Origin of the sequence: Cellvibrio sp. BR (assembly GCF_000263355.1) — a bacterium.
Classification (GTDB): domain Bacteria; phylum Pseudomonadota; class Gammaproteobacteria; order Pseudomonadales; family Cellvibrionaceae; genus Cellvibrio.
This window is the reverse complement of sequence record NZ_JH668203.1, coordinates 561,836-588,151: the sequence shown is the minus strand read 5'-3', so window position 1 is coordinate 588,151 and position 26,316 is coordinate 561,836. Positions and strand designations below refer to the sequence as shown.

Sequence of the window (26,316 nt, the reverse complement as noted above, 5' to 3'; positions counted from 1 at the left end):
TTAACAGCGAATAAATTCCAATAAAAATAGAGAGATCAACCGTGGATAAACTTGTCTTTAGCTTTAATGACGTTCCTGTCATTTTGATTATTTTTCAGTCGCTATTGTTTGCCATCTTGTTATTGATCGTCAAAGTGGGCAAACGTCAGGCTAATATTTTCCTCGCATTTTTCTTGCTCGCCATTGGCCTGGACGCGCTGGATGCGATGATTTATTGGAGCCCCAGCATCAAACATGTTTACCTCTCTGATCATATACATATTTTTTATTGCCTGAAGTTCAGTGTTTATCTCGCCGCGCCCACGCTTTATTTTTACGTCAAGTCACTGCTTTATGCCGACTACGTTTTTAGTCGCAAGGATGTAGTGCACTTTATTCCGCTCTTTGTCTTTCCCTTAATGATTGCCGCGCTTTATGCCAGTTTGGGGGAAGAGGGGCGCGAGTTGGGCATTACCCAATTTGGCTTGCTGTACAGCAACCCGGTGTACCAGGTGCATTTGTGGGTGCGCAATATTATGTATGTGGGCTACGGCGTGGCCTGTTTGATATTGTTGCTTCGTTATAAAGAAGAACTAAAACAGCGTTATTCGAATATAGAAAAAATCGATATGTTCTGGCTGATGATGTTGGTCGGCGGTTTTTTAATGATTTGGGTGTGGGTGTTTATTTCCTACTTGATTACCCTGTTTAGTTCGTCCATGTGGCTGGGCAATGTGATTGGTATTTCGGGCAATATTTTCAATGCGATTTTTGTTAATGCTCTGGTGGTGTACAGCATGGCACATGTCACTATTGGGTATGTGTTGCAGCCGGTTGAGGATAAAACCGAGGTAAAAGAACCAGAGAGTATCGACCCCGGCATTATGGATAAATTGAACCACATCATGCTGGAGCGGGAATTGTTCCTGGACCCTGACCTCACCCTGGAACAATTGGCGGAAATTACCGGTATTTCTGCGCGCAAAATTTCATCGGCGATTAATCGCACTGGCAAACAAAACTTTTTTGATTACATCAATAATTTCCGCGTGAAAAAAGCGGTGGATATTCTTACCCGGAGCTTTGCTCAGAATGTCAGTAAGAGCAGCGCCAAACTTTCCATGCTGGATGTAATGGCGGATGCCGGTTTCAACAGCAAATCCACCTTTTATCGCGCCTTTAAAAAGATGACCAATATGACGCCGACGGAATATCAGGATCAGGCGGCACGTGCAGCCAAACCCGCGCCTTAGTCATCGCTCCCACACCAAAGTCTATACGTCAAATAGCGTAGTCATGCGCGCTATTTGTCGTATTGTTGCTCGCCCCCCGCAATTGGATACTGAACCAGTCACGCGACACTCGTTTGTCCAACCCTACTGGAGTCAGAACCATGGCCGAAACTATTATCAAAATAGATCTGAAAAAATCCCCCTACGAAAATGAAATGATTCACAACCGCTGGCACCCGGATATTCCGATGGTGAAAACGGTAAAACCGGGCGACGATTTTATTATCGAATGTTATGACTGGACCGGCGGCCAGATTGCCAACAACGATAACGCTGACGATGTGCGCGATGTGGATTTAACCCAGGTGCATTTTTTGTCCGGCCCCGTTGGTGTAGAAGGTGCCGAGCCAGGTGATTTATTGGTGGTGGATATTCTTGATATAGGCGCTTTTCAGGAGAGCCTATGGGGGTTCAACGGTTTCTTCTCCAAACAAAATGGCGGCGGGTTTTTAACAGAGCATTTTCCGGAAGCGCAGAAATCCATTTGGGATTTCAACGGTATGTTTACCAAATCGCGGCATGTGCCGAATGTAGAATTCGCGGGTTTAATGCACCCCGGTTTGATTGGCTGTTTGCCCTCCAAAGAAATGTTGCTGGAGTGGAATAAACGCGAAAAAGAACTTTATGACACTGAACCTGAACGGGTTCCAGCCCTGGCAACTCTGCCTTATGCCGACACTGCGCACATGGGTCGCATGGCTCCCGATGCAGCCAAAGCGGCGGCGGCTGAAGGCGCACGTACAGTGCCGCCGCGTGAACACGGTGGCAACTGTGACATTAAAGATTTGTCGCGCGGTTCCAAAATTTATTTCCCCGTTTATGTCAAAGGCGGCGGGCTTTCGGTCGGTGATTTGCACTTCAGTCAGGGCGATGGCGAGATCACTTTTTGTGGTGCGATTGAGATGGCGGGCTGGATTCATTTACGCGTGAATTTAATTAAAGACGGTATGGCCAAATACGCGATTAAAAATCCCATTTTCAAACCCAGCCCGATTGCGCCGAAATATGACGACTATTTAATTTTTGAAGGCATCTCGGTGGACGAATATGGCGAGCAACATTATTTGGATGTGCATGTCGCGTATCGCCAGGCTTGTTTGAATGCGATTAATTACCTGACCAAATTTGGCTACTCCAAAGCGCAGGCCTATTCGATATTAGGCTGTGCACCGGTACAGGGGCATATCTCTGGAGTGGTGGATATTCCCAATGCTTGCGCAACACTCTGGCTGCCGACGGATATTTTTGATTTTGATGTGAATCCATCGGCTGAAGGCCCGAGCAAAAAAGTATCACCGGGAATGGATGTGCCTTTGTCGAAAGACAAATAACAGACTCCTCCCAACCTCCCCCTTATTCAGGGGGAGCGTTAGGGTGAGGTTAAAAAACGTGGAGATTAAAATGCCTGTTTACGACTATAAATGCCCCGAGCATGGTTTGTTTTATGAATTGGCGGCGATGGATGAATCCAGCCAGCCAAAAAATTGCCCGACCTGTGCGACTTTGAGTGCGCGGGTATTGATGGTTGCGCCGGAATTTTTGGATATGAAACAGGAGAATCGTGCGGCGCATACACGCAATGAAAGTGCGATGCACAGCCCGGTATTATCAACGCCGGATTATCGCGCGGAACAACTGGCGCGGCGCGAACATAAACACGGTAAAGGTTGTGGGTGTGGCGATAAGCCGATTCGCAAATCCAATCTGCTGTACACGGCGGAGGGTAATAAAATGTTTCCTTCTATGCGGCCCTGGATGATCAGCCATTAATGGGGCTGATCGGGGGTGCGCAAGGTGTCGATGTAATCGTTCAACGTACTAAATAAATCGCTCAATAATTCTGGCGCTTGCATACATTTTGCGGCGCCCATAATGCCTTGGTAACTGGCCATAATAAACATCGCAATGCGCGTTGGATTAATGTCGGCGCGCACATCCCCTTGCTGTTGTCCCAATTCCAGCGCTTGCACTATCGCTTGATAAATAGCCTCCATCACCATTTCCAGGCGCGCGTGAAAGCCTGCATCAATCGCTGCCATTTCCTGATTTAAATTATTTAAAGGGCAGCCTTTAAAACACTGCTCATCGCGGTACTTTTCTGCCTTCCACAAAAACAATTGCTGCATGGCGGTGAGTGGGTCGGGATATTGCTGGCGAAACTCATTCCAGTTGTTATGAAAGTGCTCCATTAAAATTTCATCAACAACCGCATAACCCAGCGCCAATTTGTTGGGGAAGTGATGGTAGAGCGCGCCTTTGGCGAGATTGGTCTTCTGCAAAATGGCTTCAATACGCATTCCCTGATAGCCGTTTTGATAAATCTCCTCGTGGGCGGCTTCCAGAATCCGGGTGCGGGTTTGTTCGGCGTTGCGTTCAGTGGCCATGAGGTTCTCTAGGATTGTTGAGTGAAATTATTATCGTTATATCGCTGTGGGTGATAGCGCGTTGCGCGACAAGCCTAATGGGCCTGCCACAGATATTGATAGCCCATCGCCCCCGTAATTAACAAGAGCCCGAGCAATACAAATCCGTACCCCAACAAACGCAGCATACGGATATGACTCGGGAGCCCGAGTGAAAATTCGGGGTATCCCAGCAGCGGGATATGGTCGAGCGATGAAACGGATTGACTGGCTGAAGGGGGCAATTGGTTCATCCCTTGGTTCTCCTTGCATGCAGTGGTATCTGATGGCGAGCATTGCTGACCGACCAGTTGGTCGGTAGCTATTTAATTACAGACCATCTGGTCTGTCAAATGACATCTTGTGTAAAAGTGTGCGTCTTTTGGGTGCACAAGGTATGCTGCGCGACCAGGCTTTAGTGGAGATAAATGAGCGATGCATTGGCCCCGAAAAACCGGTCATTTAGTTGGTTTGGTGATTTTTGCGCTGCTATTGGTGTTGGTAAACAGTGCCAATAAAGCGCAGTTGCTCAGTCACGGCAGTGAGCAACTGGATCTGCCGCTGGATATCAGTGGCCGCGATTTATTGATTGCCGAGGCGTTTGCCAATCGCCAGTCAGATCTGATGTTGGCGGGCGAGGGGCGAGTAGTGCGTGTGTTGCCCGACGATAACAAAGGTAGTCGCCATCAAAAATTTTTGCTGCAGCTGGAGTCAGGGCATTCGCTGCTGATTTCCCACAATATAGACTTGGCACCGCGTATTGAAACCTTGCGCGAGGGCGAGATGATTGAGTTTTACGGCGAGTACGAGTGGAACGATAAAGGCGGTGTTATCCACTGGACTCATCACGACCCTAAGGGCAAACACGCTGGTGGATGGTTGAGATATCAAGGAAAACTTTATCGCTAGTCGCCCGTTTTTAGCAAAATTTTCTCCGCAAGCGTCAGCAGGCAGAGTTTTCACACAAGGTTTTAACACAACAAAAACGAGGATCTTTTATGACCAGTTTGTCCAGCCCCAACCGTTACAGCCCGATTTTGATTGCCTTGCATTGGTTTATGTTTGTGCTGCTGGTGGCGGTGTTCGTCACTATTGAAATACGCGGTCAATTTCCGCGCGGCAGCGAGCCACGTGAATTGGTAAAGGCGCTGCACTTTATGTTGGGCATGGGCGTATTGCTATTAGTGGTGGTTCGGTTGGCGCTGCGCCTTTCCAGCAAAACCCCGGCAATTGTGCCTGAGCCCAAATTATGGGAGAACCTCTTGTCCAAGGTGGTTCATATCACCCTTTATGCGTTTATGATTTTTATGCCTATTGCCGGCTGGATTATTTTGAGCGCTGAAGGGCATGGTGTGCCTTTCTTTGGTTTGGAATTGCCGCCACTGTTAGATGAAAACGCGGCATTGGCTGAGCAAGTGGAAGAGCTGCATAAACAAGTCGGCACCTTTGGTTATTACCTGATCTCGCTGCATATTGTCGCTGCCTTATTTCATCACTACGTAAAACGCGACAATACCCTGCGCCGTATTTCGCCTTTCAAGGCGGAATAAAACCCCTGTTGTTTTTTTGGCTGGAGAGCCCTATGCGTCATCGCGAAGTTCATCGTTCACATCATTCGGGCTGGCTGCGTGCAGCGGTTCTGGGGGCCAATGACGGGATTATTTCCACCGCCAGCTTGATGATGGGCATCGCGGCTGCCGCCAGCGATAGTGCCGCAATTCTGCTCGCGGGTGTCGCAGGTTTAGTGGCGGGTGCAATGAGCATGGCGGCGGGTGAATATGTATCGGTGCGCTCCCAGGCCGATACCGAAGCCGCTGATTTGGCGCGTGAGACTCATGAGCTGGCCACCGATAGCGTCGGTGAACACCGCGAATTGCAAGAGATATATGTCGCGCGGGGGTTGGAACGTGAACTCGCGCGCGAAGTTGCCAAACAATTAATGCAGCACGACGCGCTGGGTGCTCACGCGCGCGACGAGCTGGGTATCACCGAGGCGATGAGCGCGCGCCCATTACAAGCGGCGCTCACCTCGGCCGCCACCTTTGCGGTGGGGGCTTTTATTCCTCTGTTAGTTGTCCTGCTGGTACCGGCAACTCAGTTAACCCCTGCCATTGCGTTGGTTTCACTAGTCGCCCTGGTATTACTGGGTGGGCTTGCCGCCAAAGTGGGTGGCGCCAATATGCTGCTCGGCAGCCTGCGGGTGGGTTTTTGGGGCGCCGCCGCGATGGCCCTGACGTTTGCGGCCGGTCATCTATTTGGCGCGCTGCTCTGAGCCAAAAACCAGTGCAATTACCTCGCTCATGGCGCGATTGATCTGCTCAAATTTTTCATTGCTTGCGAGTATCGCCTGCGCGGTTTGGGTGTAGCGCGACCCATCAATATCTTCTGCACAATGTTCAATTAACGCCCGCGCCGAAGTGGGTGTGGTTTCCAGATGAAATTGGAAACCGTACACCTTATCCCCGTAACAAAATGCCTGATTACTGCAGCCTTCACTGCGTGCAAGATGTACCGCACCCGGCGGTAGTGCAAGGGTATCGCCATGCCAGTGAAATACATCTGCGTAGCGTGTGAATACTTGAGCGATAGGGTGAGTTGCCGCTGCGGGATTAATGCTAATCGGCAGCCAGCCAATTTCTTTGTGCGGGTTGCGTGTGACTTTGCCGCCCAATACATCGGCAATTAACTGCGCTCCCAAACAAATGCCCAGCACAATTTTTCCGGCGGTTATCGCCGCTTTAATCAGCGCTTTTTCATCCGCCAGCCAGGGGTAAATCGCCTCGTCATAAATACCCATGGGGCCGCCCATGACAATCAGCGCATCAAAATCATTCAGGGCTGGTGCTGTATCGCCGTTGTACCAATGGGTGGTGGAAAGTGCATAACCGCGCGCGCGAAAGTCATTGGCCATACTGCCAATATCTTCAAAGGGGACGTGCTGCAGGCTGTGAATTCTCATGGTGTGTTCCTTCTGTTGTATTTTAATTGCCACAGGAATGAGTGAAACTCTGCCGCTGATTATGCAGAGATCCTGCCAATTCGGGTGTATTAATTCCATACAATTGGCGTCAAACCCGCTGATTGTCTGACGATTGGTGTATACTCGGGCACAGTTTGTGCGTGCAATTAACAGTCATTTTGCGCACTTCTTTTGCTGTTTCGCGCCGGGTTTAATGCCCTGTGATAAAAGCGAAACAGCATTTACATAGGCACGTCTGCGTGACTGCCACTCAAGCCGTTGGCTGTAATAACTTTTGGTGAATAGATTGATCGGAAAACTTTTTAAAAAATTGATTGGTTCAGGTGCGGATAAACCTGAAAAGAATGAGGCTAACCTAAAGCCTGCCAGTGACAAAACAACTGCCAGTGACAGATCTGGCGCAAAAAAACACCCCCGCGAGCGCAGCGGCCAACAGCAAAATAGTCGCGGTAATCGCAATAGCCGCGACCAACGCCCCGGCCAAAAAACCGAACAGCAAACCCCCGCCGTTCAGCGCGATCACTCCGCTAAACCTCCGCGCCATTCAGCTGCACCACGTCCCAAAAAAGCGCTAAAAGTGGATCACGGCCCGTGGGATATTGCCCAGTTTGACGTTGAAGAAGTAGAGGGCAAGAGCCGCTTTCACGATTTTGATCTGGAATTGCCAATCATGCGGGCGATTGCCGATTTAGGCTTCAAATACTGCTCGCCCATTCAAGCGCAATCCCTGCCTTATGCATTGCAAGGTAAGGATGTGGTGGGCAAGGCGCAAACCGGTACCGGTAAAACCGCCGCGTTTTTGACTGCGATTATTGATGACCTGTTAAAAAATCCCATCACCGAAAAACGCTATGCCGGTGAAGCGCGCGCGCTCATTATCGCCCCCACGCGCGAACTGGTTATCCAGATTGCCGAAGATGCCAAAGGCCTGTGCAAATACACCGATCTGAAAATCCACACGCTGGTAGGCGGTATGGATTACGTCAAACAACAGCGCCATTTACACGATGATCTAGTGGATATCCTGGTGGCGACACCTGGTCGTTTGCTCGATTTCTGCGGCAATAAAGACGTGTACCTGGATCAACTGGAAATCCTGGTTATCGATGAAGCCGACCGCATGTTGGACATGGGTTTTATCCCGCAAGTGCGTCAAATTGTGCGTCAAACGCCCAAACGTGAAGATCGCCAAACCCTGTTTTTCTCCGCGACGTTTACCGATGAAGTGCGCACCTTGGTAGAGCAGTGGACTTACAAGCCCGTCACCATCGATATCGAACCCGAGTCGGTAGCCAATGAGCGGGTGGATCAGCATGTGTATCTGGTTTCGACCGAAGAAAAATACACGCTGCTGTATAACCTGATTCAACAAGAACACGCCGAGAGCATGATTGTGTTCGCCAATCGCCGCGATGAATGCCGCGATTTGCAGGAAAAATTGGAGCGTCACGGTATCAAAGCCGGCTTGCTCTCCGGGGAAATTGCACAGAATAAACGTGTATCTACGCTCGATGCGTTTAAGTCCGGCGAAATTAAAGTGTTGGTGGCAACCGATGTTGCCGGGCGCGGTATTCATATCAGCGGTATCAGCCACGTGGTGAATTTCACCCTGCCAGAAGAGCCGGAAGATTATGTTCATCGCATTGGGCGCACCGGCCGCGCCGGTAAGAACGGCACTTCGATCAGTTTTGCCTGTGAAGACGATGCGCAGTTGTTGGAGCCGATTGGCACGCTATTGGGTAAACCCATTAAGTGCGAACAACCGCCGGAGTATTTAATGTTGGCGCCGCCGGAAAGCTTGCCCGCACCGGCCCGTGCGCGTAACAACGACAGACACAGTAATCGCTCTGTGGGCAATCGCCCCGGCGGTAATCGCAGTCGCCGTCCGCGTCACTGATTAGCGCTAGCACCTTTTTTATCCGTATCCTTAATTGACGTCGCCTGGCCTTGTGCCGGGCAGTGCCATCGCCCGGAATGGTTATGTCTTCAGCCAAGTCAGCCCTGTTAAGCCTGCATCTGGGCGCCTTTTTGATGGGGGCTACAGGGCTCTTCTCCAAAATCATCGAATTGCCTGCGTGGGATATCACCGGTTATCGCACCTGGATCGCTGCCTTCATTTTATTTGCCTGGGTATGGTGGCGCGAGCGCAATGTCGCACTGCGCTCAGCCCGTGATTATGGCCGCATGTTGATCCTCGGCGTGTTGCTGGCGCTGCATTGGGTAACATTTTTTTATTCGATGCAGGTCGCCAATATTGCCGTCGGTATGATTTCCCTTTATGCCTATCCGGTGGTCACCGTTTTTCTGGAACCATGGCTCAAGCGCACCAAGCTCGATTGGCGCGATGTGGTCAGCGGTTGTTTGGTGCTGTTTGGTATTTATTGGCTGGTGCCGGAATTTAATATCGACAACAACATGACCCAAGGAGTGATTTGGGGTGTGATTTCAGCGGTGACTTTTGCAGTGCGTAACTTGTTGCTGAGTTACTGGTTCAGCAACCAAACTGCGGCGCGCTCGATGAGTTATCAAGTGTTGATTGTCGCCCTGTTAATGACTCCAGTGCTTATTCTCTCTCCGCATCAACCATCTACCCACGACTGGTGGCTGCTTTTGTGTTTAGGCGTTTTTTTTACCGCATTCACCCACACACTACTGGGTTATTCGCTGCGCTACTTAAAGGCTAAAACCGTTGGTTTGGTGGCGTGTTTGCAGCCCGTCTATGCCGTGGGTTATGAGATTGCGGTGCTGCACACCTATCCCGATTGGAGTACGCTGTTTGGCGGCAGCATTATTATGGCCGCGGCGATTTACGAGTCGGTGCGCGAACATAATAAAGCGGCGGCTACGGCAGCCGTTAACCTCTAGTTCTGCATCACACGCTATTGGGAGTTTCATGATGAGTGCATTAATGCCTGTTGTGTTTGTACCCCATGGCGGTGGCCCTATGCCGCTGTTGGGCGATATAAACCACCGCGAACTGACGCATTTTATGCAATCACTGGCGGCGGATTTGCCGCGCCCAACGGCGATTGTGGTGATTACCGCCCACTGGGAAGAAGAGCAAGTCAGTATCAGCAACTCCCCCGCGCCGGGCATGATGTACGACTACTACGGTTTCCCGCCCGAGAGCTATGAATTCAGTTATCCGGCGCCGGGTAATCCCGCACTCGCCAAACACATCCAACAGCTATTACAGCAGCAAAATATTGATGCGCGCCTGGATAATCAGCGTGCCTATGATCACGGGACTTTTGTGCCGCTGATGTTGATCTACCCCGCCGCCGATATCCCGGTGGTGCAATTGTCGCTGCTCGCCTCGCTCGACCCCGCAGCCCATATCGCCGTAGGCAAAGCGCTCGCCCCGCTGCGTGAGCAGGGCGTGTTGATTGTTGGCTCAGGCATGTCGTTCCACAATATGCGCGCGTTTTTCTCCAATGATCCGGCGGTGCGTGGCAAAAGTGAAACCTTTGATCACTGGCTAACGGAAACGCTCACCGCTGACACTCTCACCAATACACAGCGCGAACAGAACTTGAGTCAGTGGGCCGTTGCACCACAAGGGCGTTTTTGCCACCCGCGTGAAGAACACTTGCTGCCACTGCATGTATGTTTTGGTGCAGCACTGCAAGCCGCAACACCCGCCCGGCAAAATTTTAGTGGGCTACTGTTCAACACCGCTATTTCCGGTTTTATCTGGCGCTAAAGATCCAGCTATTTCATAGGCTTGGCGCATTTTTCTAAAATTTGTCTACACTCAATGGATATTTAAGCGTCATTGAGTGATCTGCTATGAAAAAAATTCTAATTGTGGAAGACAGCGATATGGTGATGAAAATCCTGCGCCATTTGGTGCAGGCATCATCGCTCCCCTACGAACCGGTTTACGCGATCAGCCTTGCGCAGGCGGTTGCGCTCTACGATGAGTCGCCCGCTGATTTTTTTGCTGCGCTGGTGGATCTCAATCTGCCCGATGCCCCCGATGGTGAGGTGGTGGATTTCACTCTCAGTAAAAAAATTCCCACCATAGTGCTCACCGGCTCCTACGACGAAAAACGGCGCGAGCAGTTGTTCAACAAAGGCATTGTGGATTACGTGACCAAAGAAGGTCGCTATGCCTACAGCAAAGCTATCGCGATGATTCATCGGCTGGAAAAAAATCAGCACATCAAAGTATTGGTGGTGGACGATTCGGATATGTCGCGTAAACATATGGCGAATTTATTTCGCCGCCATTTATTTCAAGTGGTTGAAGCAGTTGATGGTGTGGATGCGATCAAAGTGCTGTTGGAAAATCCGGATATTAAATTATTAATCACCGACTACAACATGCCCAAAATGGACGGCTTTGAACTGGTGCGTAACCTGCGCTACAAATACGACAAAACCGATTTGATTATGATTGGTGTGTCGGGCGAGAGCAGCGAGGCGCTTTCAGCCAAGTTCATTAAACACGGTGCCAATGATTTTTTGCGCAAGCCGTTTCACCCGGAAGAGTTTTACTGCCGCATTATCCACAACATTGAATATCTGGAGTTGGTTGAGCAAATTACCAACAGTGCCCAGCGTGATCATCTCACCGGCCTCTACCATCGTTCTTATTTCTTTAATGCCGCGCGTGAGCTATACAAAACCGCGCAAGAGAAATCATCGCCTTTGTCTATGGCAATAATCAATATCGATAACTTTAGCGAAATCAATCAGCAACACGGTAACGCCTGGGGCGATGAAGCATTGAAACAAATCGCCAGCAGCTTGCAAACCATGTTGGGGCGGTTTTTATTGGCGCGCGCCGACAGCGATGATTTTTATGTGATGCTGCCGGGGCTGGACCATGAAAAAGCCGCAGCGTTTTTGAGCAAAGTGAAACAGTTATTGGCCGCGGAGCAATTTGTTATCAATGGACAAAATATAGGTGTATATTTTAGTGCTGGTGTGACTAGCCAGCTGCATAATAGTTTGGATCAACAGATCGCTAAGGCAAACGAATATTTGCGCCGCGCCAAAGACGCAGGTGGCAATATGATTGTGGATGATGGCGACGAATAAATACACGCGGTTGTTAATGGTAAGGGCGCGATTTATCGCGCCCTTTTTATGTTGAATGGCTTTTCAAAGACCGCGAGCTTCAAAGATGGCGCACTTCCTTAACCCAATAAATTGTCGCTCCTGCTACCGCAATCGGCGTAACAAAAATATTCAATACTGGCACCATACTACCGAGCAAAATAATTCCACCGTAAGAATAGCTGGTTAATTGCTGGCTATTTAAGCGGCGGCGCAACTCGCGGAACTCCAATTGGTGGTTGTCTGCCGGATAGTCAGAGTACTGTACCGCCATGCTCCAGCAACCCCAGAGCGCGCCAATAATTACTGCGACTAAATTCAGGCCGGGAATAAAAAGGCAGAAGCCCAATATAATCAGCACCAGTAAGCCGCGGCTCACAAAATACCAAAGCTTAATCAGTTCGCGTTGCAAAGTGCGCGGAATCAATTGCCCCCAGGGTTCGTCGGGTGGTGGCGTTCCCGTTAAATGGGCTTCAATTTTTTCGGCGAGTAAACCAAAAAAAGGCGCCGCAATAAAATTGGTAATAATGTTAAAGCTATAACCGTAGATCACTAAAAAAATAAATGCGACCAAGGGCCATAACAACCAGGCCAGCCAGTCTAACCAGCCCGGTGACCACTCCAGGATTTGGTAAAAAAAATCACTGAACATATTAAACAGTGTGGCGGTCACTAGCACAAAAATAACCAGATTAATCAGCAGCGGAATTAAAATAAACCGGCGAAAACCGGGTTGCACAATCAGCTTGCCACCTGCCATAAAGTAATCAATTGCTTTCCCGGGAGAACCTTGCATCTATAGCTTCCTTTTTAAGCGAATTATCAGCCAATTACCGCCTACAAAAACGATTCCGGCAATTGCTCCGTATAAGTGTGACTCAACCGCAACCGCTGCAGGAATCAGTTGTTGTAAATCTGTCGCTTCATAACCAGCACTATTTTCCTGCACCAGCTTGGCGGTTACTAATACTAAGGCCACAACACGAATCCACACCGGGTATGCGCGCGTTTGTAACAGCCCTGCCACAATTAATCCATGAATCGCCCCGGACAATCCCGCATAAGGGGAATATTCAGGGTTAAATAAATAAATCCCTAAACCTACGCTTGCTCCGCACCACAACAACAAGAGCGAGAATTTTTTTAGTGATACATCGGTAAAAAAAGCCAGTGTACACAACACCAGCGCGGCGACATTCATCAAGCTATGTGCCCAACCGAAATGTACAAGATTGGCGGTGAGTAAGCGCCAGGCTTCACCAGCACTAACCTTGTCGGGGTAAAGGCTGAGTTCGTCGAAAATACTGCCTTGAAACCCCGTTAGTGTAAACATCACTGCGCTCAATAAGACACACAAGATAATGTTTGGATTAACAGTGAAATTTGTCATATGCGGTACTTTTAAGTTTTTGAACTGATCCAGTCAAAGTGTATAAGTCCGCTCGGACGGGTAGTGACTTGCTGTAGTCTATATTCACTAAAAGCAAAAAGGCAGCCGGTGAGGGCTGCCTTTTTATTTTGCATGCGGTGTTTTATTTACTTCGCGCCAGCAGCTTCCAAAGCAACGGCGTATTCTTCGCCGTTGCGATGGGCTTTTACCACTTGCAGGAAGGTTTTGCCTTCCGGGCCGATTGCGTTGAGGTCTTTGCCGGCTTCGATAAATAATTTGACGAAGGTGCCAAAGTTTTCGCCGCGCATGCCGCGATAGGCTTTTTCCAATAAATGGTAATCGGCGTTGATGCCAGCAGGTGCTGGATATTCCAAGAAGGTGGCGATGCGCGCTTCGTCGAATATTTCGCCGAGAACTTTTTCTTTGTCTTTACGTTGGCTCATGTGGACTCTCTATTTTTGACGCCCTCTCGGGGGAGAGGGCTTGGGCTCTTAACCGTTTAATTTTTTAACTAACAATTCATTCAACACTTGTGGGTTGGCTTGTCCCTTGGATGCTTTCATCGCTTGGCCGACAAAGAAACCGAGCATTTTTGCGCGTTTATCTTCGGCGGCGGCGCGGTAGCCTTCAACCTGTGCCGTGTTGGCGGCGATGATGTCATCGATAATTTTTTCCAGCGCGCCGGTATCGGAAACCTGTTTCAAACCTTTGGTTTCGATAATAGTGTCGGCATCGCCTTCGCCGTTGCAAATCGCTTCAAAAACCTGTTTGGCGATTTTGCTGGAGAGAGTGCCGTCTTTTACGCGCACCACCAAACCAGCAAGCAGTTCTGGTGTTACTGGCGATTGGTCAATGCGCTGTTCGGTGCGATTTAAATAAGCGCCCAGGTCAGCCATGATCCAGTTAGCGGTGAGTTTGGCTTCACCGGAAATTGCCGCTGAAGCTTCAAAAAATGCCGCCGTAAATTTATCCATGGTGATTTGACCTGCATCATAGCTGCTCAAACCATATTGCTCGACAAAGCGCGCGCGTTTGGCTTCTGGCAGCTCTGGCATTTGCTGGCGTACAGATTCGATGTAGGCATCATCCAGAATTACCGGCAACAGGTCAGGGCAGGGGAAGTAGCGGTAGTCGTTGCTGTCTTCTTTGCTGCGCATGGAGCGGGCTTTTTTGGTGTCGCCGTTGTAGAGGCGAGTTTCCTGAATGATTTTTCCACCGTCTTCGAGGACATCAATCTGGCGTTCAACTTCGAGCGCAATCGCCTCTTCCATAAATTTAAATGAGTTTAAATTTTTGGTTTCAGTGCGGGTGCCGAGCTTTTCAGAACCTTTCGGGCGCACGGAAATATTGACGTCAAAACGCATTGAGCCCTGGCTCATTTCACCATCGCAAATTTCCAGCGAGGTAACGATGGAATGCAATTTTTTGGCAAAGGCAACGGCTTCTTCGGCACTGCGCATATCCGGTTCCGTTACTACTTCAATCAATGGTGTGCCCGCACGGTTTAAGTCGATTCCACTCATGCCAGCAAAATCTTCGTGCAGGGATTTGCCTGCATCTTCTTCCAGGTGTGCGTGGTGAATGCGAACGCGTTTGGTGCGGCCTTCGCCCAATTCCAAATCCACAAAGCCCGCGCCGACAATTGGCTCTGCCAGTTGTGTGGTTTGATAACCTTTGGGCAAATCGGGATAAAAATAATTTTTGCGCTCAAACACTGAGCGCTTGCCGATTTCTGCGTTCACCGCCAAACCAAACATGGTGGCGAAGCGAAAGGCTTGTTCGTTAGCGACGGGCAGGGTGCCGGGCAGTGCCAAGTCGATAGCACAGGCTTGGGTATTTGGCTCAGCGCCGAATGCAGTGCTGGCGCCGGAGAAGATTTTGGTTTTGGTCGCGAGCTGTACGTGAACTTCCAACCCGATTACGGTTTCCCATTGCATTTTTGTTCTCCTCTTTCTTATTCAATGCCAGGGGCGGTTTGTTGGTGGAAGTTGGTTGCTTGCTGGAATTGATGTGCGGCATTAAGCAGCGGCCCTTCAGCGAAGAAGTTGCCAATCAATTGCAGGCCAACCGGTTTGTTATCCACCAAGCCGCAGGGAATTGACAGCGCGGGTAAGCCTGCGAGGTTAGTGGCAATGGTGTAGATATCTTCCAGATACATGGCGACCGGGTCTTTGGTTTTGGAACCAAATTGGAATGCGGGCGATGGCGAGGTGGGGCCGATAATTAAATCCACCTGTTCAAAGGCATCCATAAAATCCTGCTTGATCAAGCGGCGAATTTTTTGCGCTTTGCTGTAATAGGCATCGTAATAGCCAGCCGACAAGGCATAGGTGCCTACCAAAATACGGCGTTTCACTTCATTGCCAAAACCTTCACTGCGCGAACGCATATACAGGTCGTTTAAATCGGTTGGGTTTTCACAGCGATGGCCGTAGCGCACGCCGTCAAAACGCGAGAGGTTAGCGGAGCATTCTGCCGGTGCAATCACGTAGTAGGCAGGTACGGCGAGATGAGTGTGCGGCAAGCTGACGCTGTGCAGTGTTGCGCCCAAACTTTCGTAGACTTTAATCGCCGCTTCAACCAGCGCCGCCGTTTCTGGATTCAAACCTTCACCAAAATACTCTTTGGGCACGCCAATCCGCATGCCGGTTAATGGCTTGTTTAAATCGGCGGTGTAATCCGGTACGTCGCGCTCAACACAGGTTGAATCTTTGGCGTCGTAGCTGGCCATGTCGTTTAACAAAATCGCAGCGTCTTCAGCGGTGCGCGACAAAATGCCCGCTTGATCCAAACTAGAGGCAAACGCAATCATGCCCCAGCGCGATACGCGACCATAAGTCGGTTTAATACCGGTTAATCCGCACAGGGCGGCGGGTTGGCGAATGGAGCCGCCAGTATCGGATGCGGTTGCCGCCGGTGCTAAATGTGCGGCTACTGCAGCAGCAGAACCGCCCGATGATCCACCGGGAACACAATCAGTCGCCCAGGGGTTTTTTACCGGGCCGTACCAGCTGGTTTCGTTGGATGAACCCATGGCAAATTCATCCATGTTAGTTTTGCCCAGCATCACCACACCGGAATTCAAATAATTTTCAACGATAGTGGCGTTGTAGGGCGCGATAAATTTATCGAGCATTTTGGAGGCGCAGGAGGTGCGCACACCGGTGGTACAAAAAATATCTTTGTGTGCGATGGGTACACCGCAGAGTGCCGGTGCGTTGCCTGCGGCTAAACGTGCATCGGCAGCAGCGGCTTGTTGCAGCGCCAGCTCAGGCGTCACGGTGATATAGCTGTTGTAGGTTTGGTCCAGACGCACAATGCGGTCGAGATAATGTTGGGTCACTTCGGTACTGGAGAAGTCCTTGTTGCGCAGGCCTTTTACCAGTTCGGCAATGGTGAATTGATGCATTGCAAATTCCTGAGATTTTTTTGTAAGAGGGAGCGAGCTATTTCTTTACTTGGTCGCTACTCGATAACCTGTGGCACCAGATACAAGCCATCTTGCGTGGCTGGTGCAATCGCCTGAAAGGTTTCGCGCTGATTGGGTTCGGTCACTATGTCGGCGCGCAGGCGCTGAACGGCGTCCAGTGGGTGGGCCATGGGCAGAACGCCATCGGTATTGACGGCTTGCAATTGATCGACCAGAGCCAGCACGTCGGAAATACTTTTTGCCGCTTCATCGGCGGCCTCATCGGTAATCTGGATACGCGCCAGCTTGGCCAGCTTGGCGATATCGGAACGGTCTACAGCCATGGTGGTATTAGCTCCAGCAGATAAAAAAGCGAAAGTGCGGCCAAACGGCAGTTATCCTGCGGTAAGTCGCCAAAAATGGGCGCTCAAGGTACCACATTTGCGCGCACCTCTAAATCCCTGTGCCTGCCTTGTTGGGCTTGCGCAAAAAACAGGCAGAAAGTGTCCAATATTGTGAAACAAAGTGAACTTTCGTGCGCCATGTATATCTTTATGAAGACTTTTTATTTTTAAGGCCAAAACGGCTCGGATAAAAAACAAAAATTCACATATACTGCGCGCTTACATTTTTTTGCAGGGAACCGCCCCGAGCGGGCTGATCGATCAAGGAATCTGGCGTTTTGCCATAGGATAAAAAAGCCAGGAGCGCGCCGTCGCCAGCGCTGGCACAGATTATTTCAGTATTGCTGTCTACAACGGCTGACTTTACCGAACATCCATTCCAACACATTTTATTTAAGGCCTCGTCTTGTCATGATGAAACTTTTGCGTGGAGCATTTTCCAACGACCTGTCTATCGACCTGGGAACCGCTAATACCCTTATTTATGTCCGCGGTCGCGGTATTGTTTTGAACGAGCCTTCGGTAGTGGCGATTCGTCACCATAACGGCACCAAGATTGTCGAAGCAGTGGGTGTTGAAGCGAAACGTATGCTGGGCCGTACTCCGGGCAACATCACCGCTATCCGCCCTCTGAAAGACGGTGTAATTGCCGACTTCCAGGTCACCGAAAAAATGCTGCAACACTTTATCCGCAAGGTTCATGAAAATTCCTGGTTTAACCCCTCTCCCCGTGTACTGATCAGTGTTCCTTGTCTGTCTACCGAAGTAGAAAAACGTGCGATTCGCGAATCGGCCTTGGGTGCTGGCGCGCGCGAAGTGCGTTTGATTGAAGAGCCTATGGCGGCAGCGATTGGCGCTGGCCTGAAAGTCTCTGAAGCCAACGGTTCGATGGTGGTGGATATCGGTGGCGGTACCACTGAGATTGCCGTTATCTCCCTGAATGGTGTGGTTTACTCCGATTCCGTACGTATTGGCGGTGACCGTTTTGATGAAGCGATTGTTAACTACGTACGTCGCAACTACGGCAGCGTGATTGGTGATGCCACCGCTGAACGTATCAAACAAGAAATTGGTTGTGCTTTTGCCGGCAGCGAAATCCGTGAGATTGATGTGCGCGGCCGCAACCTGGCTGAAGGTGTACCGCGCAGCTTTACCCTGAGCAGCGATGAAATTCTGGAAGCCCTGCAAGACCCACTGGCGGGTATCGTCCAGGCAGTAAAAAGTGCGCTGGAGCAATCACCACCGGAGCTGGCATCAGACATCGCCGAAAGCGGTGTGGTATTAACTGGCGGTGGCGCTTTGCTGCGTGACATCGACCGCTTGCTGTCCAACGAAACCGGTTTGCCTTTTATTGTCGCCGAAGAGCCACTGACCTGTGTGGCGCGCGGCGGTGGTATTGCGCTGGAAATGAATGACAAGCGCAATATCGACTTGCTCTCGTCCTGATAACAGCGGGGCGACTGGCGCAGTTGGCGCTAGCGCTCCACTTGCACAGGAGATATCGCCATTAAACCGCTCTTTAATCGAGACTCTTCTGCCGCTGGTCGCGCCTTTCTGTTCATTGTGATCATGATGGTGCTGGTGGTAGTAGGGCTTTATACCGATCGCCTTGAACCCTTGCGCGAAAAACTCGCGCAATTGGTTACTCCTTTCTATCAACTCACCGATGTGCCCAGCCGTGTCAATGATTGGCGCAAAGACACCTTTGTCTCCCAGATTGACCTCAAACTGGAAAACGAGGCACTGAAAACCGAGCTGCTTATTCATCAGCGCAAACTTCAACAGCTGGCTTCGCTCGCTGCCGAAAACGTGCGCTTGCGTCAATTGCTCAATGCCAGCGAAACCCTGCAAGATACAGTGCTGATTACCGAACTGATCGGGGTGTCGCCCAACCCGCTCAGCCATAAAGTGATTATCAACCGCGGCAGCAAAGACGGCGCCTTTAAAGGCCAGCCGGTACTGGATGCCTTTGGTTTGATGGGGCAGGTAACAGAAGTGGCCGAGCATTCCAGCACCGTATTGCTGATTTCTGACTCTACCCACGCGATTCCGGTGCAGGTGAATCGCAACGGTGTGCGTGCCATTGCCGAAGGCACCGGCGATCTCAACAGCCTGAGCTTGCGCCATGTGTCGGCCAATACCGATATTCGCGCTGGCGATTTGTTGGTCAGCTCCGGTTTGGGGGATCGCTTCCCTGTTGGCTACCCGGTGGCTGAAGTATTAGATGTAGTGCGCGACCCAGGCAAAGCCTTCTTAACGGTTGTCGCCAAACCCATGGCGCGGTTGGATCGCAGCCGTCACTTATTACTGGTATTTGCAGACCGCGATCGTGCCACTGTCCCTGGTGCTTTATCTCTCCCGGAAGATGAGGGTGGAGCGCGCTGATGCCTGCTTCCCGCGTTAATTTGTACCTGGCTATCGGCATCAGTTTTCTGGTTGCTCTGGTGTTGTCGGTTTACCCCTTGCCGATGAACCTGCGTTGGTTGCGCCCGGAGTTTGTGCTGCTGGTAGCGATTTACTGGATTTTTTTCATGCCGCTCACGGTGAGCTTTTCGCTGCTGTGTTTACTTGGCCTATTCCAGGATTTACTTGAAGGTGTACCTTTTGGCCAGCACAGTTTGGGGCTGGTGATTGTCGCCTACATTTGTATTTTGTCTTACCAGCGGGTGCGCAACTTTTCTATCTGGCGCCAATCCACCTGGATTTTCGTATTGGTTGGTATCGCCCAGCTCACCGATAATTGGGTGCAGGGCATGGCTGGTCGCCCACTTTCCGGTATTCAGTTTTTATATCCTGCCATCACCAGCGCGCTGATGTGGCCGCTGTGTTATGGCGCCCTGAGCCGCTGGACGCATCGCTATCATCACTAGCTGCCAAGGCTGCCGGTTAACGAATAATTTATATCACCCACGACGGTGATAGCAGGAGAATTCAGGGTGAATGCAGTTGTTCCTTCCTTGTATCTGGCATCCCAATCGCCCCGTCGGCGTGAGCTATTGCAGCAGATTGGTGTTGTTCATGCGGTGATTAATGCCTCTATTCCTGAGCAGCCCGCCCCGGGTGAAACGGCGCTGGATTATGTGCAGCGCTTGGCGCGTGAAAAAGCCGCTGCCGGTTTTGCCCAGTTGCTTAAGCAGCAACTTCCACTGGCTCCTGTGCTGGGCGCCGATACCCTCGGCTTGCTTGATGGCAAAATTCTGGAAAAGCCCCTCAATCAAGATCATGCCCACACAATGTTGCGTCAGCTTTCTGGCCGCACCCATCAAGTGATTACCGCCGTAGCCCTCCATTCGTCCACCCGACAAGCGCTCCGTGTGTCCACCACCGATGTAACTTTTCGCGAACTTAGCGATAGAGAGATTGCCGCCTATTGGGAAACCGGTGAGCCGCAGGACAAGGCCGGTAGTTATGCCATCCAGGGGTTGGGTGCGGTATTTGTGCAGGAAATCCGCGGTAGTTATTCCTGTGTGGTGGGCTTACCAATTGAGGCTACCTGCGAGCTGTTGCGTGAATTTGCGGTGCCCTGGTGGACACCTGCAGCGGCGGAGTGCGCATCATGAGCGAAGAAATTCTGATTAACGTCTCCCCGGTCGAGACCCGGGTCGCGCTGGTGGAAAACGGCGTAGTGCAAGAGTTCTACATCGAACGCAGCCACGGCGAAACTTACGTTGGCAACATCTATAAAGGCAAAGTCGTGCGAGTACTGCCGGGTATGCAGGCGGCGTTTGTGGATATTGGCCTTGAACGCACCGGTTTTATCCATGCCGCGGACATGATGCCTGAGCCGCCCGAAGGTGAAGTGCGGCGGGGTGAAGCGCCTGATATTCGCACTCTGGTGCGCGAGGGGCAGACACTTCTGGTACAGGTGGCCAAAGATCCGATCAGTACCAAAGGCGCGCGTTTAACCACCCATTTGACCCTCTCGTCGCGCTACTTGGTGTACATGCCCAACTCCTCTCATATTGGTGTGTCTACCCGTATAGAGGATGAACCCGAACGCGAGCGTTTGCGCCAGGCAGTCGAAACGGCGGTGAGCGGGCAGGGCATTAGTGGCGGCTTTATTGTGCGCACCGTTGCTGAGGGCGCGGATGCCGATGCCATCAATGCCGATATTCCGTTTTTATGTCAGCTTTGGCAGGATTTAAGTGCAAAGTTGCCCGGTTTGGGGGTGCCAGCGGAACTCCATCGCGATATGCCGCTCTATCTGCGCGCCCTGCGCGATATGGCGCGCGCGCCTATCGACCGGGTGCGGGTGGATTCGCGCCTGACCTGGCAGCAAATGCAGGAGTTTGCCGCCAAATACGCACCCCAGTTAGTGGAGTTGATCGAGCTTTACAGTGGCGATCGCCCGCTGCTGGAACTTTACGGTGTGGAAGAGGAGATTCGGCGTGCACTGGAGCCGCGGGTTGCGCTCAAATCCAACGGCTATTTGATTATCGAACAGACTGAGGCCATGACCACGGTGGATGTCAACACCGGTGCGTTTGTCGGGCATCGCAACCTGGAAGAGACGATTTTCAAAACCAATCTGGAAGCGGCGACTGCGATTGCACGCCAGCTGCGCTTGCGCAACCTGGGCGGCATTATCATTCTCGATTTTATTGATATGAAGGATGCCGAACACCAGCGGCAGGTATTGCGTACCTTGGAAAAGGCGCTGGAAAAAGATCACGCCAAAACCCGTATTACCGGAGTCTCGGAGTTGGGCTTGGTGGAGATGGCGCGCAAGCGCACCCGCGAGTCACTCGGGCAGCTGTTGTGTGAGCCTTGCCCGGTATGTCAGGGGCGCGGCCAGGTGAAGTCGGCGGAAACTGTGTGTTATGAGATTTTCCGCGAAATTTTGCGCATGGCGCGCACTTATGACAATCAGAAGTTTTTGGTGTTGGCGTCGCAGTTGGTGGTGGATCGCCTGCTCGACGAACAAGCCACTTACGTGGCGGATTTGGAAGCCTTTATTAACCGTACTATCGAATTCAGGGTTGAGGCGCTCTTCCATCAGGAGCAGTACGATATTGTGTTGGTGTGACCTGTTCCACTAGCGCTTTTACCTGTCCCTTACCCTGGTTTTTACCCTGAGAAACATCGCTGTAATGAAACGCACCTTACATAAATTGGTGAAATGGTGTTACCTGCTGATTGCCCTGGCGCTGATTCTATTAGCGGTAGTGGTGCAGTCCGGGCGCAGCTTTTCCCATTTGTTGGGTGACTACAATCAGGGGATTGCCGGTTATCTGTCCGATAAGCTCAATGCCCAGGTAGAGATTGGTAGTATCCAGGCCGAATGGAACGGGCTGAAACCCAGTCTGGTAGTAGACAACTTCCGCATGCAAAGCCATGGCGGCCTGCCCATAGTGGCGGTTGCTGAAGCGCGGATGCGCTTTGATATCCTCAAATCCCTGCGCAATGCCCGGTTGGTTTGGAGCAATCTCAGCCTCAATCAGGTTGATATGGACTTTGTCCAGACCGATTCGGGATTCTGGCGCATTGCCGGGTTACCAGAAGTTAAGGATGACGAGGCCAAGGGCACGGATCTCAATAGTCTGGTCGATATGCTGCTGCTCTCCACGCGCATTGAATTGCAGAGCAGCCGCCTTCGTTTTGCCTTTGCCAGCGGGCAACAAATGCTGCTGGACTCACCTTATGTACTGCTTGAAAGTGCGGGCGATTTTCATCGTCTGGCGCTGCAGATTGATGTGGATGAGCAGCCGCGCAGTGTGTATCTGGTGGTAGAAGGGCAGGGCGATCCACGCCAGTCCAAACGTTTTCGCAGCAAGGGTTATTTACAGCTCAACCGCTTTCCTACCGGCGAGCCCGTTGCTGCAGCAACTGCTTTTCTACTCGGCGGTGCCGGCAAATCGGTACTGCAAAGCGAGGGCAGTTTGGATGCCAATATCTGGTTTGAAAGCCGCGCCAAGGGGGCGGGTTATGACCTGAGCGGGCGTCTTGCCTTGCAGCGGCTGTCAGTGCCGCTCGCTGAGCGCCGTTTGGCACTGGATGATTTCAGCACCGAGCTGACGGGCCACTGGCTGCCGGGCGGTACTTGGCGTTTGGGCCTGCAGGCGCTCAAAGCCGTGGTGCAGGATCAGCAAATCGACGGTGCCAATATCGCTTTCTCGTCCAGCGGGTTCAAGCAACCCCTGACGATGAATATGGATCGTCTGGATTTGGCGCGGCTCAACCAATTATTTGCGCGCTCCGGGGTGCTGCCCCAAGGTGTGTTGGCCGATGCCTTGACCAGCCTTGCTCCGCGTGGCGAGTTGCGTAATATCCAGCTGAGTTTGCCTATTCACACTCCCGCCGAATGGCAACTGCGCGCCAATTTGCATCAGGTCGCCATGGGGGCCTGGCGTGGAATGCCAGCGCTGGTCGGGGTCGATGGTTACCTGCAAACGGGGCAAAAAACCGGTTTTGTAGCGCTCGATAGTCGCTCCGGTTTTTCCATGCATTATTCACCTACCTTTGCCGAGCCCATGGATTATGACCGCGCACGCGGCCACATCGCCTGGCATTTACAGCGCGACAAGAATCAGATTTACGTCAACAGCGGGCTGTTGGAGTTTCAAAAGGGCGACGAACTGGCCCATGGTTACATGTGGTTGGGGTTGCCCTGGAAACGTAATACCGGCGATATCGACCTGTATCTGCAAGTGGGCGGCCAGAACGTCAGTGCCAGCCGCTATAAAACCTATCTCCCGCAAACCCTGCCGGAGTCGCTGCGCAAATGGTTGGCAGAGAGTTTGGGCGAGAGCAATCCTGGCATCGCCAGCCGGGTTGGCTTTATGTATCGCGGCACGCTCAATACTCGCAATGCCCAGGCGCGCACTGCCCAACTGGCGTTGAACCTGAACGGCGTCGCGCTCGATTATCATCCCGGCTGGCCAGCCCTGAGCGAGGTGAATGGGCAGCTGTCGGTGAGTGATGTTCATGTGGATGCGAGGGTGGACAGCGCCAAGGTGCTGGATAGCCGGGTTGAGCATGGGGTAATTAAAGTGAACCCGCGTGTGCAGGGGCGCGGCTCCCTGTTGCAAGTGGATGGACAAATCAGCGGTTTGGCCAGCGATGGCATTCGTGTGCTGCGCGAGGGTCAGTTGCGCCAATACCTGGGCAGCAGCATGGACTCCTGGTCGATGCAGGGCGACATGCTCGCCCGTCTGGATTTGGATATCCCACTCGGCAGCGGCGAGGATAAACCCGCCGATGCCCGCCAACAGGTAGATGTAGATCTGCAGGCGCCGCTGTTTGAGCTGCAGAATCTCAATTTGAGTGTCAATGATTTACGTGGCCACATCAGCTACAACAGCACCAGTGGTATTGCCAGTAAAGACTTGCAAGGCGTGTTTTTTGGTGAGCCGCTGCAACTAAGTCTGGCGAGCGACAAAACCAAAGGCGCCAATAAAACCCTTATCGACCTGCAAGGCAAGGTGGATAGTGAGCAGCTGGCACTGTGGAGTAAACGCCCTGAAGCGTTGTTTTTTGAAGGGCTAATGCCCTACGAGGCGCGGGTAGAGTTGAACCACTTGGTTCGCCCCGGCGTGGCCGACGATAACCCGCTGAATACCTTGAGCCCGCGTGAATTTGCAGCCCAGTCCTTTGCGCGCGTGACCCTTAGCTCCAACCTGGCGGGTGTTGGCATTGATTTACCCGCACCTTATGGCAAGCGCGCGCGCGATGAGCGCCCCTTTAAATTCTCCCTCTGGTTACAGGAAAAACAATCGCAAATTCGCGTCGATTACAATCAGGATGTGCAAGCCCTGTTGCGCATGGACAGAGGTAATAATAATCAACTGCTCAATGCCAATATCGCGTTGGCGGCCGATGCCCGCTTGGGTGACAAGGCGCAGTTTCTGGTTTCCGGCTTCTTACCGGGCATAGATCTAGATGCCTGGAAAGCAGTACAGGCTCGCTACCTCGCCTATGCCGAGCGCCTCACGCCGGTTGTGGTTCGCCCGCTATCAACTCACTCCTACGGTGACAGCGAGTCACTTGCCAGTGCTGCCGATGCGGTAGGCAAAATCGCCGGTTTACCTTTTTTGCTGGAGTTGGTGCTGGGGGAGTACGAGCTTGGGCCCATGACGCTGGAAAATCTGGCGGTTACCGCCATGCCAGTGCAAGCCGGTTGGCAATTGGCAGTTAAGAATCCGGTCGTAGAGGGTGATGTATTTGTACCGACCAGTACGTTTGTACCCATCGACGTAAATCTGCGCCGGCTTTCGCTTAATTCGGTGGAGCTGGGTTTGAGCAAACCCGTGGTTGCCACGGATGCTGAGGCACCGGCTCAAGCAGTGGAAGTACCGGCGGAGGTTGTAAAAGTCATAGATCCACGCAAGTTGCCGCTGGCGAATATCAGCGTGCAGTCCCTGTTGCTGGACGATAAAGATTACGGCACCTGGTCGCTGCAGTTGCGCCCGGACCAGCGTGGGGTGGTGATCGACAATATTCGCGGCACCATTCGCGGCGTTACCGTCAGCGGTATCGACGACAACCCGGCGGAGCCGGAATCTGCCGGTGCGCGGTTGATTTGGCAAAACACCGACGTTGGCGTGCAGACCCGTTTCATCGGCCGTTTGAGTGCGGGTGATATAGGGGCGGTACTGCGCGATTGGCAAAAACCCGACATGCTGGACAGCACCAAAGCCAGCTATGAGGCCGACCTATTTTGGCCTGGATCACCACAGGATTTCAGCTTGTTGAATCTCGGTGGGGAAATGAGCATCGCCATGGAGAATGGCCGCTTTAAACGCGATGCCAGTGCGGGCGAAGGTATTTTACGCCTGATGTCGGTGCTCAATTTTGACTCCCTTGCACGCCGCTTGCGCCTGGATTTTTCGGATCTGTATAAAAGTGGCTTGGCCTACGACGAAATCACCGGCAAAGTGCGTTTTAATCAGGGCACCCTGGTATTTGAAGAGCCGCTGGTAGTGACAACGCCCTCCAGTGGTATGCAAATGGCAGGTACCATCGACCTGCGCCGTGAGCGACTTAATACCCGTTTGGTAGCGGCCTTGCCGGTGGCAGGTAACGTGACTTTTTATGCCGCATTGGCGGCGGGGTTGCCGGCAGCGGCGGGTATTTATCTGGTCAGCAAACTCTTCAAGAAACAGGTAGATCAAGCCACCAGCGTCAGTTACACCATCAAAGGCAGTTGGGATAATCCCAAAATGCGCTTTGACCGTTTGTTTGAAAGTGAACAGAGCCTGCGCGACAGCGTAAAGAAAAATGCAGCCGAGAAAAAACAGCGGCGACGGCAAACGGAACAGTAGGAACAGCTCGGTGTTTATTTTCGCAGGTTAAAAAACACACAGATCAAAAAAGCAGCTTCGGCTGCTTTTTTACTATCTGGCGTTTGTGAAAACGCCATGGTTGCTTAAAAAATATGCTTTCTTCGGCTTGTATTTT

At 51.7% G+C, this 26,316-nt stretch carries 25 protein-coding genes; 16 read left to right on the top strand and 9 right to left on the bottom strand.

Going from position 1 to position 26,316, the window contains the following annotated elements; all coding sequences use genetic code 11:
- Positions 1–41 precede the first annotated feature (41 nt).
- The 3 genes from O59_RS15710 (at position 42) to O59_RS15700 (ending at position 3,041) form a co-directional block, all read left to right on the top strand.
- Complete coding sequence (locus tag O59_RS15710) at positions 42–1,232, top strand: AraC family transcriptional regulator (protein WP_007644410.1); 1,191 nt, start codon at positions 42–44, stop codon at positions 1,230–1,232.
- 140 nt (positions 1,233–1,372) lie between these two features.
- The gene (fmdA, locus tag O59_RS15705) at positions 1,373–2,602 is read left to right on the top strand and encodes a formamidase (RefSeq protein ID WP_007644409.1); all 1,230 of its coding nucleotides are present in this window, start codon (positions 1,373–1,375) and stop codon (positions 2,600–2,602) included.
- Positions 2,603–2,672: 70 nt separating this feature from the next.
- Positions 2,673–3,041: an FmdB family zinc ribbon protein gene (locus tag O59_RS15700; RefSeq protein ID WP_040392888.1), complete on the top strand. Its 369-nt coding sequence runs from the start codon at positions 2,673–2,675 to the stop codon at positions 3,039–3,041.
- Here O59_RS15700 and O59_RS15695 read toward each other — a convergent pair.
- A complete protein-coding gene (locus O59_RS15695; protein ID WP_007644407.1) occupies positions 3,038–3,655 on the bottom strand; it encodes a TetR/AcrR family transcriptional regulator in 618 nt (205 codons plus the stop codon). The two genes, O59_RS15700 and O59_RS15695, sit on opposite strands and share 4 nt — an antisense overlap.
- A 74-nt stretch (positions 3,656–3,729) precedes the next feature.
- On the bottom strand, positions 3,730–3,927 hold the full coding sequence (locus tag O59_RS15690; protein ID WP_007644406.1) for a hypothetical protein: 198 nt from the start codon (positions 3,925–3,927) through the stop codon (positions 3,730–3,732).
- A gap of 181 nt (positions 3,928–4,108) precedes the next feature.
- On the opposite strand from O59_RS15690, the gene O59_RS15685 reads away from it, so the two are divergent.
- From O59_RS15685 to O59_RS15675, 3 genes are all read left to right on the top strand, one after another.
- Positions 4,109–4,582 carry a DUF3465 domain-containing protein gene (locus tag O59_RS15685; protein WP_007644405.1) on the top strand — a complete coding sequence of 158 codons (474 nt, stop codon included), beginning with the start codon at positions 4,109–4,111 and terminating at the stop codon, positions 4,580–4,582.
- Between the two features lie 89 nt (positions 4,583–4,671).
- Entirely contained in the window at positions 4,672–5,223 is a 552-nt protein-coding gene (locus tag O59_RS15680; protein WP_007644404.1) for a cytochrome b, read from the top strand.
- 32 nt (positions 5,224–5,255) lie between these two features.
- Complete coding sequence (locus tag O59_RS15675) at positions 5,256–5,945, top strand: VIT family protein (protein ID WP_040392884.1); 690 nt, start codon at positions 5,256–5,258, stop codon at positions 5,943–5,945.
- Here the strand turns inward: O59_RS15675 and O59_RS15670 are convergent.
- Positions 5,925–6,632 (bottom strand): type 1 glutamine amidotransferase, encoded by a 708-nt coding sequence (locus O59_RS15670; RefSeq protein WP_040392881.1) that lies wholly within the window; start codon positions 6,630–6,632, stop codon positions 5,925–5,927. The genes O59_RS15675 and O59_RS15670 overlap by 21 nt on opposite strands.
- 298 nt (positions 6,633–6,930) lie before the next feature.
- Here O59_RS15670 and rhlB point away from each other — a divergent pair, with 298 nt between their 5' ends.
- The 4 genes from rhlB (at position 6,931) to O59_RS15650 (ending at position 11,699) form a co-directional block, all read left to right on the top strand.
- Positions 6,931–8,550: an ATP-dependent RNA helicase RhlB gene (gene rhlB / locus O59_RS15665; RefSeq protein ID WP_007644400.1), complete on the top strand. Its 1,620-nt coding sequence runs from the start codon at positions 6,931–6,933 to the stop codon at positions 8,548–8,550.
- A gap of 83 nt (positions 8,551–8,633) precedes the next feature.
- Positions 8,634–9,518 carry a DMT family transporter gene (locus O59_RS15660; protein ID WP_007644399.1) on the top strand — a complete coding sequence of 295 codons (885 nt, stop codon included), beginning with the start codon at positions 8,634–8,636 and terminating at the stop codon, positions 9,516–9,518.
- 28 nt (positions 9,519–9,546) lie between these two features.
- Positions 9,547–10,356: a class III extradiol ring-cleavage dioxygenase gene (locus O59_RS15655; RefSeq protein WP_007644398.1), complete on the top strand. Its 810-nt coding sequence runs from the start codon at positions 9,547–9,549 to the stop codon at positions 10,354–10,356.
- An 86-nt stretch (positions 10,357–10,442) separates the two neighbouring features.
- Positions 10,443–11,699 carry a response regulator gene (locus O59_RS15650; protein WP_007644397.1) on the top strand — a complete coding sequence of 419 codons (1,257 nt, stop codon included), beginning with the start codon at positions 10,443–10,445 and terminating at the stop codon, positions 11,697–11,699.
- 79 nt (positions 11,700–11,778) lie between these two features.
- Here the strand turns inward: O59_RS15650 and cysZ are convergent, their stop codons facing one another.
- The 6 genes from cysZ to gatC all read right to left on the bottom strand — a co-directional run bounded on the left by cysZ (position 11,779) and on the right by gatC (position 16,860).
- On the bottom strand, positions 11,779–12,513 hold the full coding sequence (gene cysZ / locus O59_RS15645) for a sulfate transporter CysZ (RefSeq protein WP_007644396.1): 735 nt from the start codon (positions 12,511–12,513) through the stop codon (positions 11,779–11,781).
- Positions 12,514–13,050 (bottom strand): rhombosortase, encoded by a 537-nt coding sequence (gene rrtA, locus O59_RS15640; protein WP_007644395.1) that lies wholly within the window; start codon positions 13,048–13,050, stop codon positions 12,514–12,516. It abuts the gene before it with no gap.
- Between the two features lie 203 nt (positions 13,051–13,253).
- Entirely contained in the window at positions 13,254–13,550 is a 297-nt protein-coding gene (locus tag O59_RS15635) for a PA4642 family protein (RefSeq protein WP_007644394.1), read from the bottom strand.
- 48 nt (positions 13,551–13,598) lie between these two features.
- Entirely contained in the window at positions 13,599–15,044 is a 1,446-nt protein-coding gene (gene gatB / locus O59_RS15630) for an Asp-tRNA(Asn)/Glu-tRNA(Gln) amidotransferase subunit GatB (protein WP_007644393.1), read from the bottom strand.
- 17 nt (positions 15,045–15,061) lie between these two features.
- Positions 15,062–16,516 (bottom strand): Asp-tRNA(Asn)/Glu-tRNA(Gln) amidotransferase subunit GatA, encoded by a 1,455-nt coding sequence (gene gatA / locus O59_RS15625; protein WP_007644392.1) that lies wholly within the window; start codon positions 16,514–16,516, stop codon positions 15,062–15,064.
- Positions 16,517–16,572: 56 nt separating this feature from the next.
- Positions 16,573–16,860: an Asp-tRNA(Asn)/Glu-tRNA(Gln) amidotransferase subunit GatC gene (gene gatC, locus O59_RS15620; RefSeq protein ID WP_007644389.1), complete on the bottom strand. Its 288-nt coding sequence runs from the start codon at positions 16,858–16,860 to the stop codon at positions 16,573–16,575.
- Between the two features lie 471 nt (positions 16,861–17,331).
- Between gatC and O59_RS15610 the strand changes: the two genes are divergently transcribed.
- The 6 genes from O59_RS15610 to O59_RS15585 all read left to right on the top strand — a co-directional run bounded on the left by O59_RS15610 (position 17,332) and on the right by O59_RS15585 (position 26,180).
- Positions 17,332–18,366, top strand: coding sequence for a rod shape-determining protein (locus O59_RS15610; RefSeq protein ID WP_007644386.1), 1,035 nt, complete (start codon positions 17,332–17,334; stop codon positions 18,364–18,366).
- A gap of 60 nt (positions 18,367–18,426) precedes the next feature.
- A complete protein-coding gene (mreC, locus tag O59_RS15605; protein WP_081489719.1) occupies positions 18,427–19,305 on the top strand; it encodes a rod shape-determining protein MreC in 879 nt (292 codons plus the stop codon).
- On the top strand, positions 19,305–19,790 hold the full coding sequence (gene mreD / locus O59_RS15600; RefSeq protein WP_007644384.1) for a rod shape-determining protein MreD: 486 nt from the start codon (positions 19,305–19,307) through the stop codon (positions 19,788–19,790). The genes mreC and mreD overlap by 1 nt, the downstream gene beginning before the upstream one ends.
- Before the next feature lie 66 nt (positions 19,791–19,856).
- The gene (locus tag O59_RS15595) at positions 19,857–20,480 is read left to right on the top strand and encodes a nucleoside triphosphate pyrophosphatase (RefSeq protein WP_007644383.1); all 624 of its coding nucleotides are present in this window, start codon (positions 19,857–19,859) and stop codon (positions 20,478–20,480) included.
- The gene (rng, locus tag O59_RS15590) at positions 20,477–21,946 is read left to right on the top strand and encodes a ribonuclease G (protein ID WP_040392876.1); all 1,470 of its coding nucleotides are present in this window, start codon (positions 20,477–20,479) and stop codon (positions 21,944–21,946) included. Before O59_RS15595 ends, rng begins: the two co-directional genes overlap by 4 nt.
- A 64-nt stretch (positions 21,947–22,010) precedes the next feature.
- Positions 22,011–26,180, top strand: coding sequence for a YhdP family protein (locus O59_RS15585; RefSeq protein WP_007644381.1), 4,170 nt, complete (start codon positions 22,011–22,013; stop codon positions 26,178–26,180).
- The last annotated feature ends 136 nt before the right edge of the window (positions 26,181–26,316 follow it).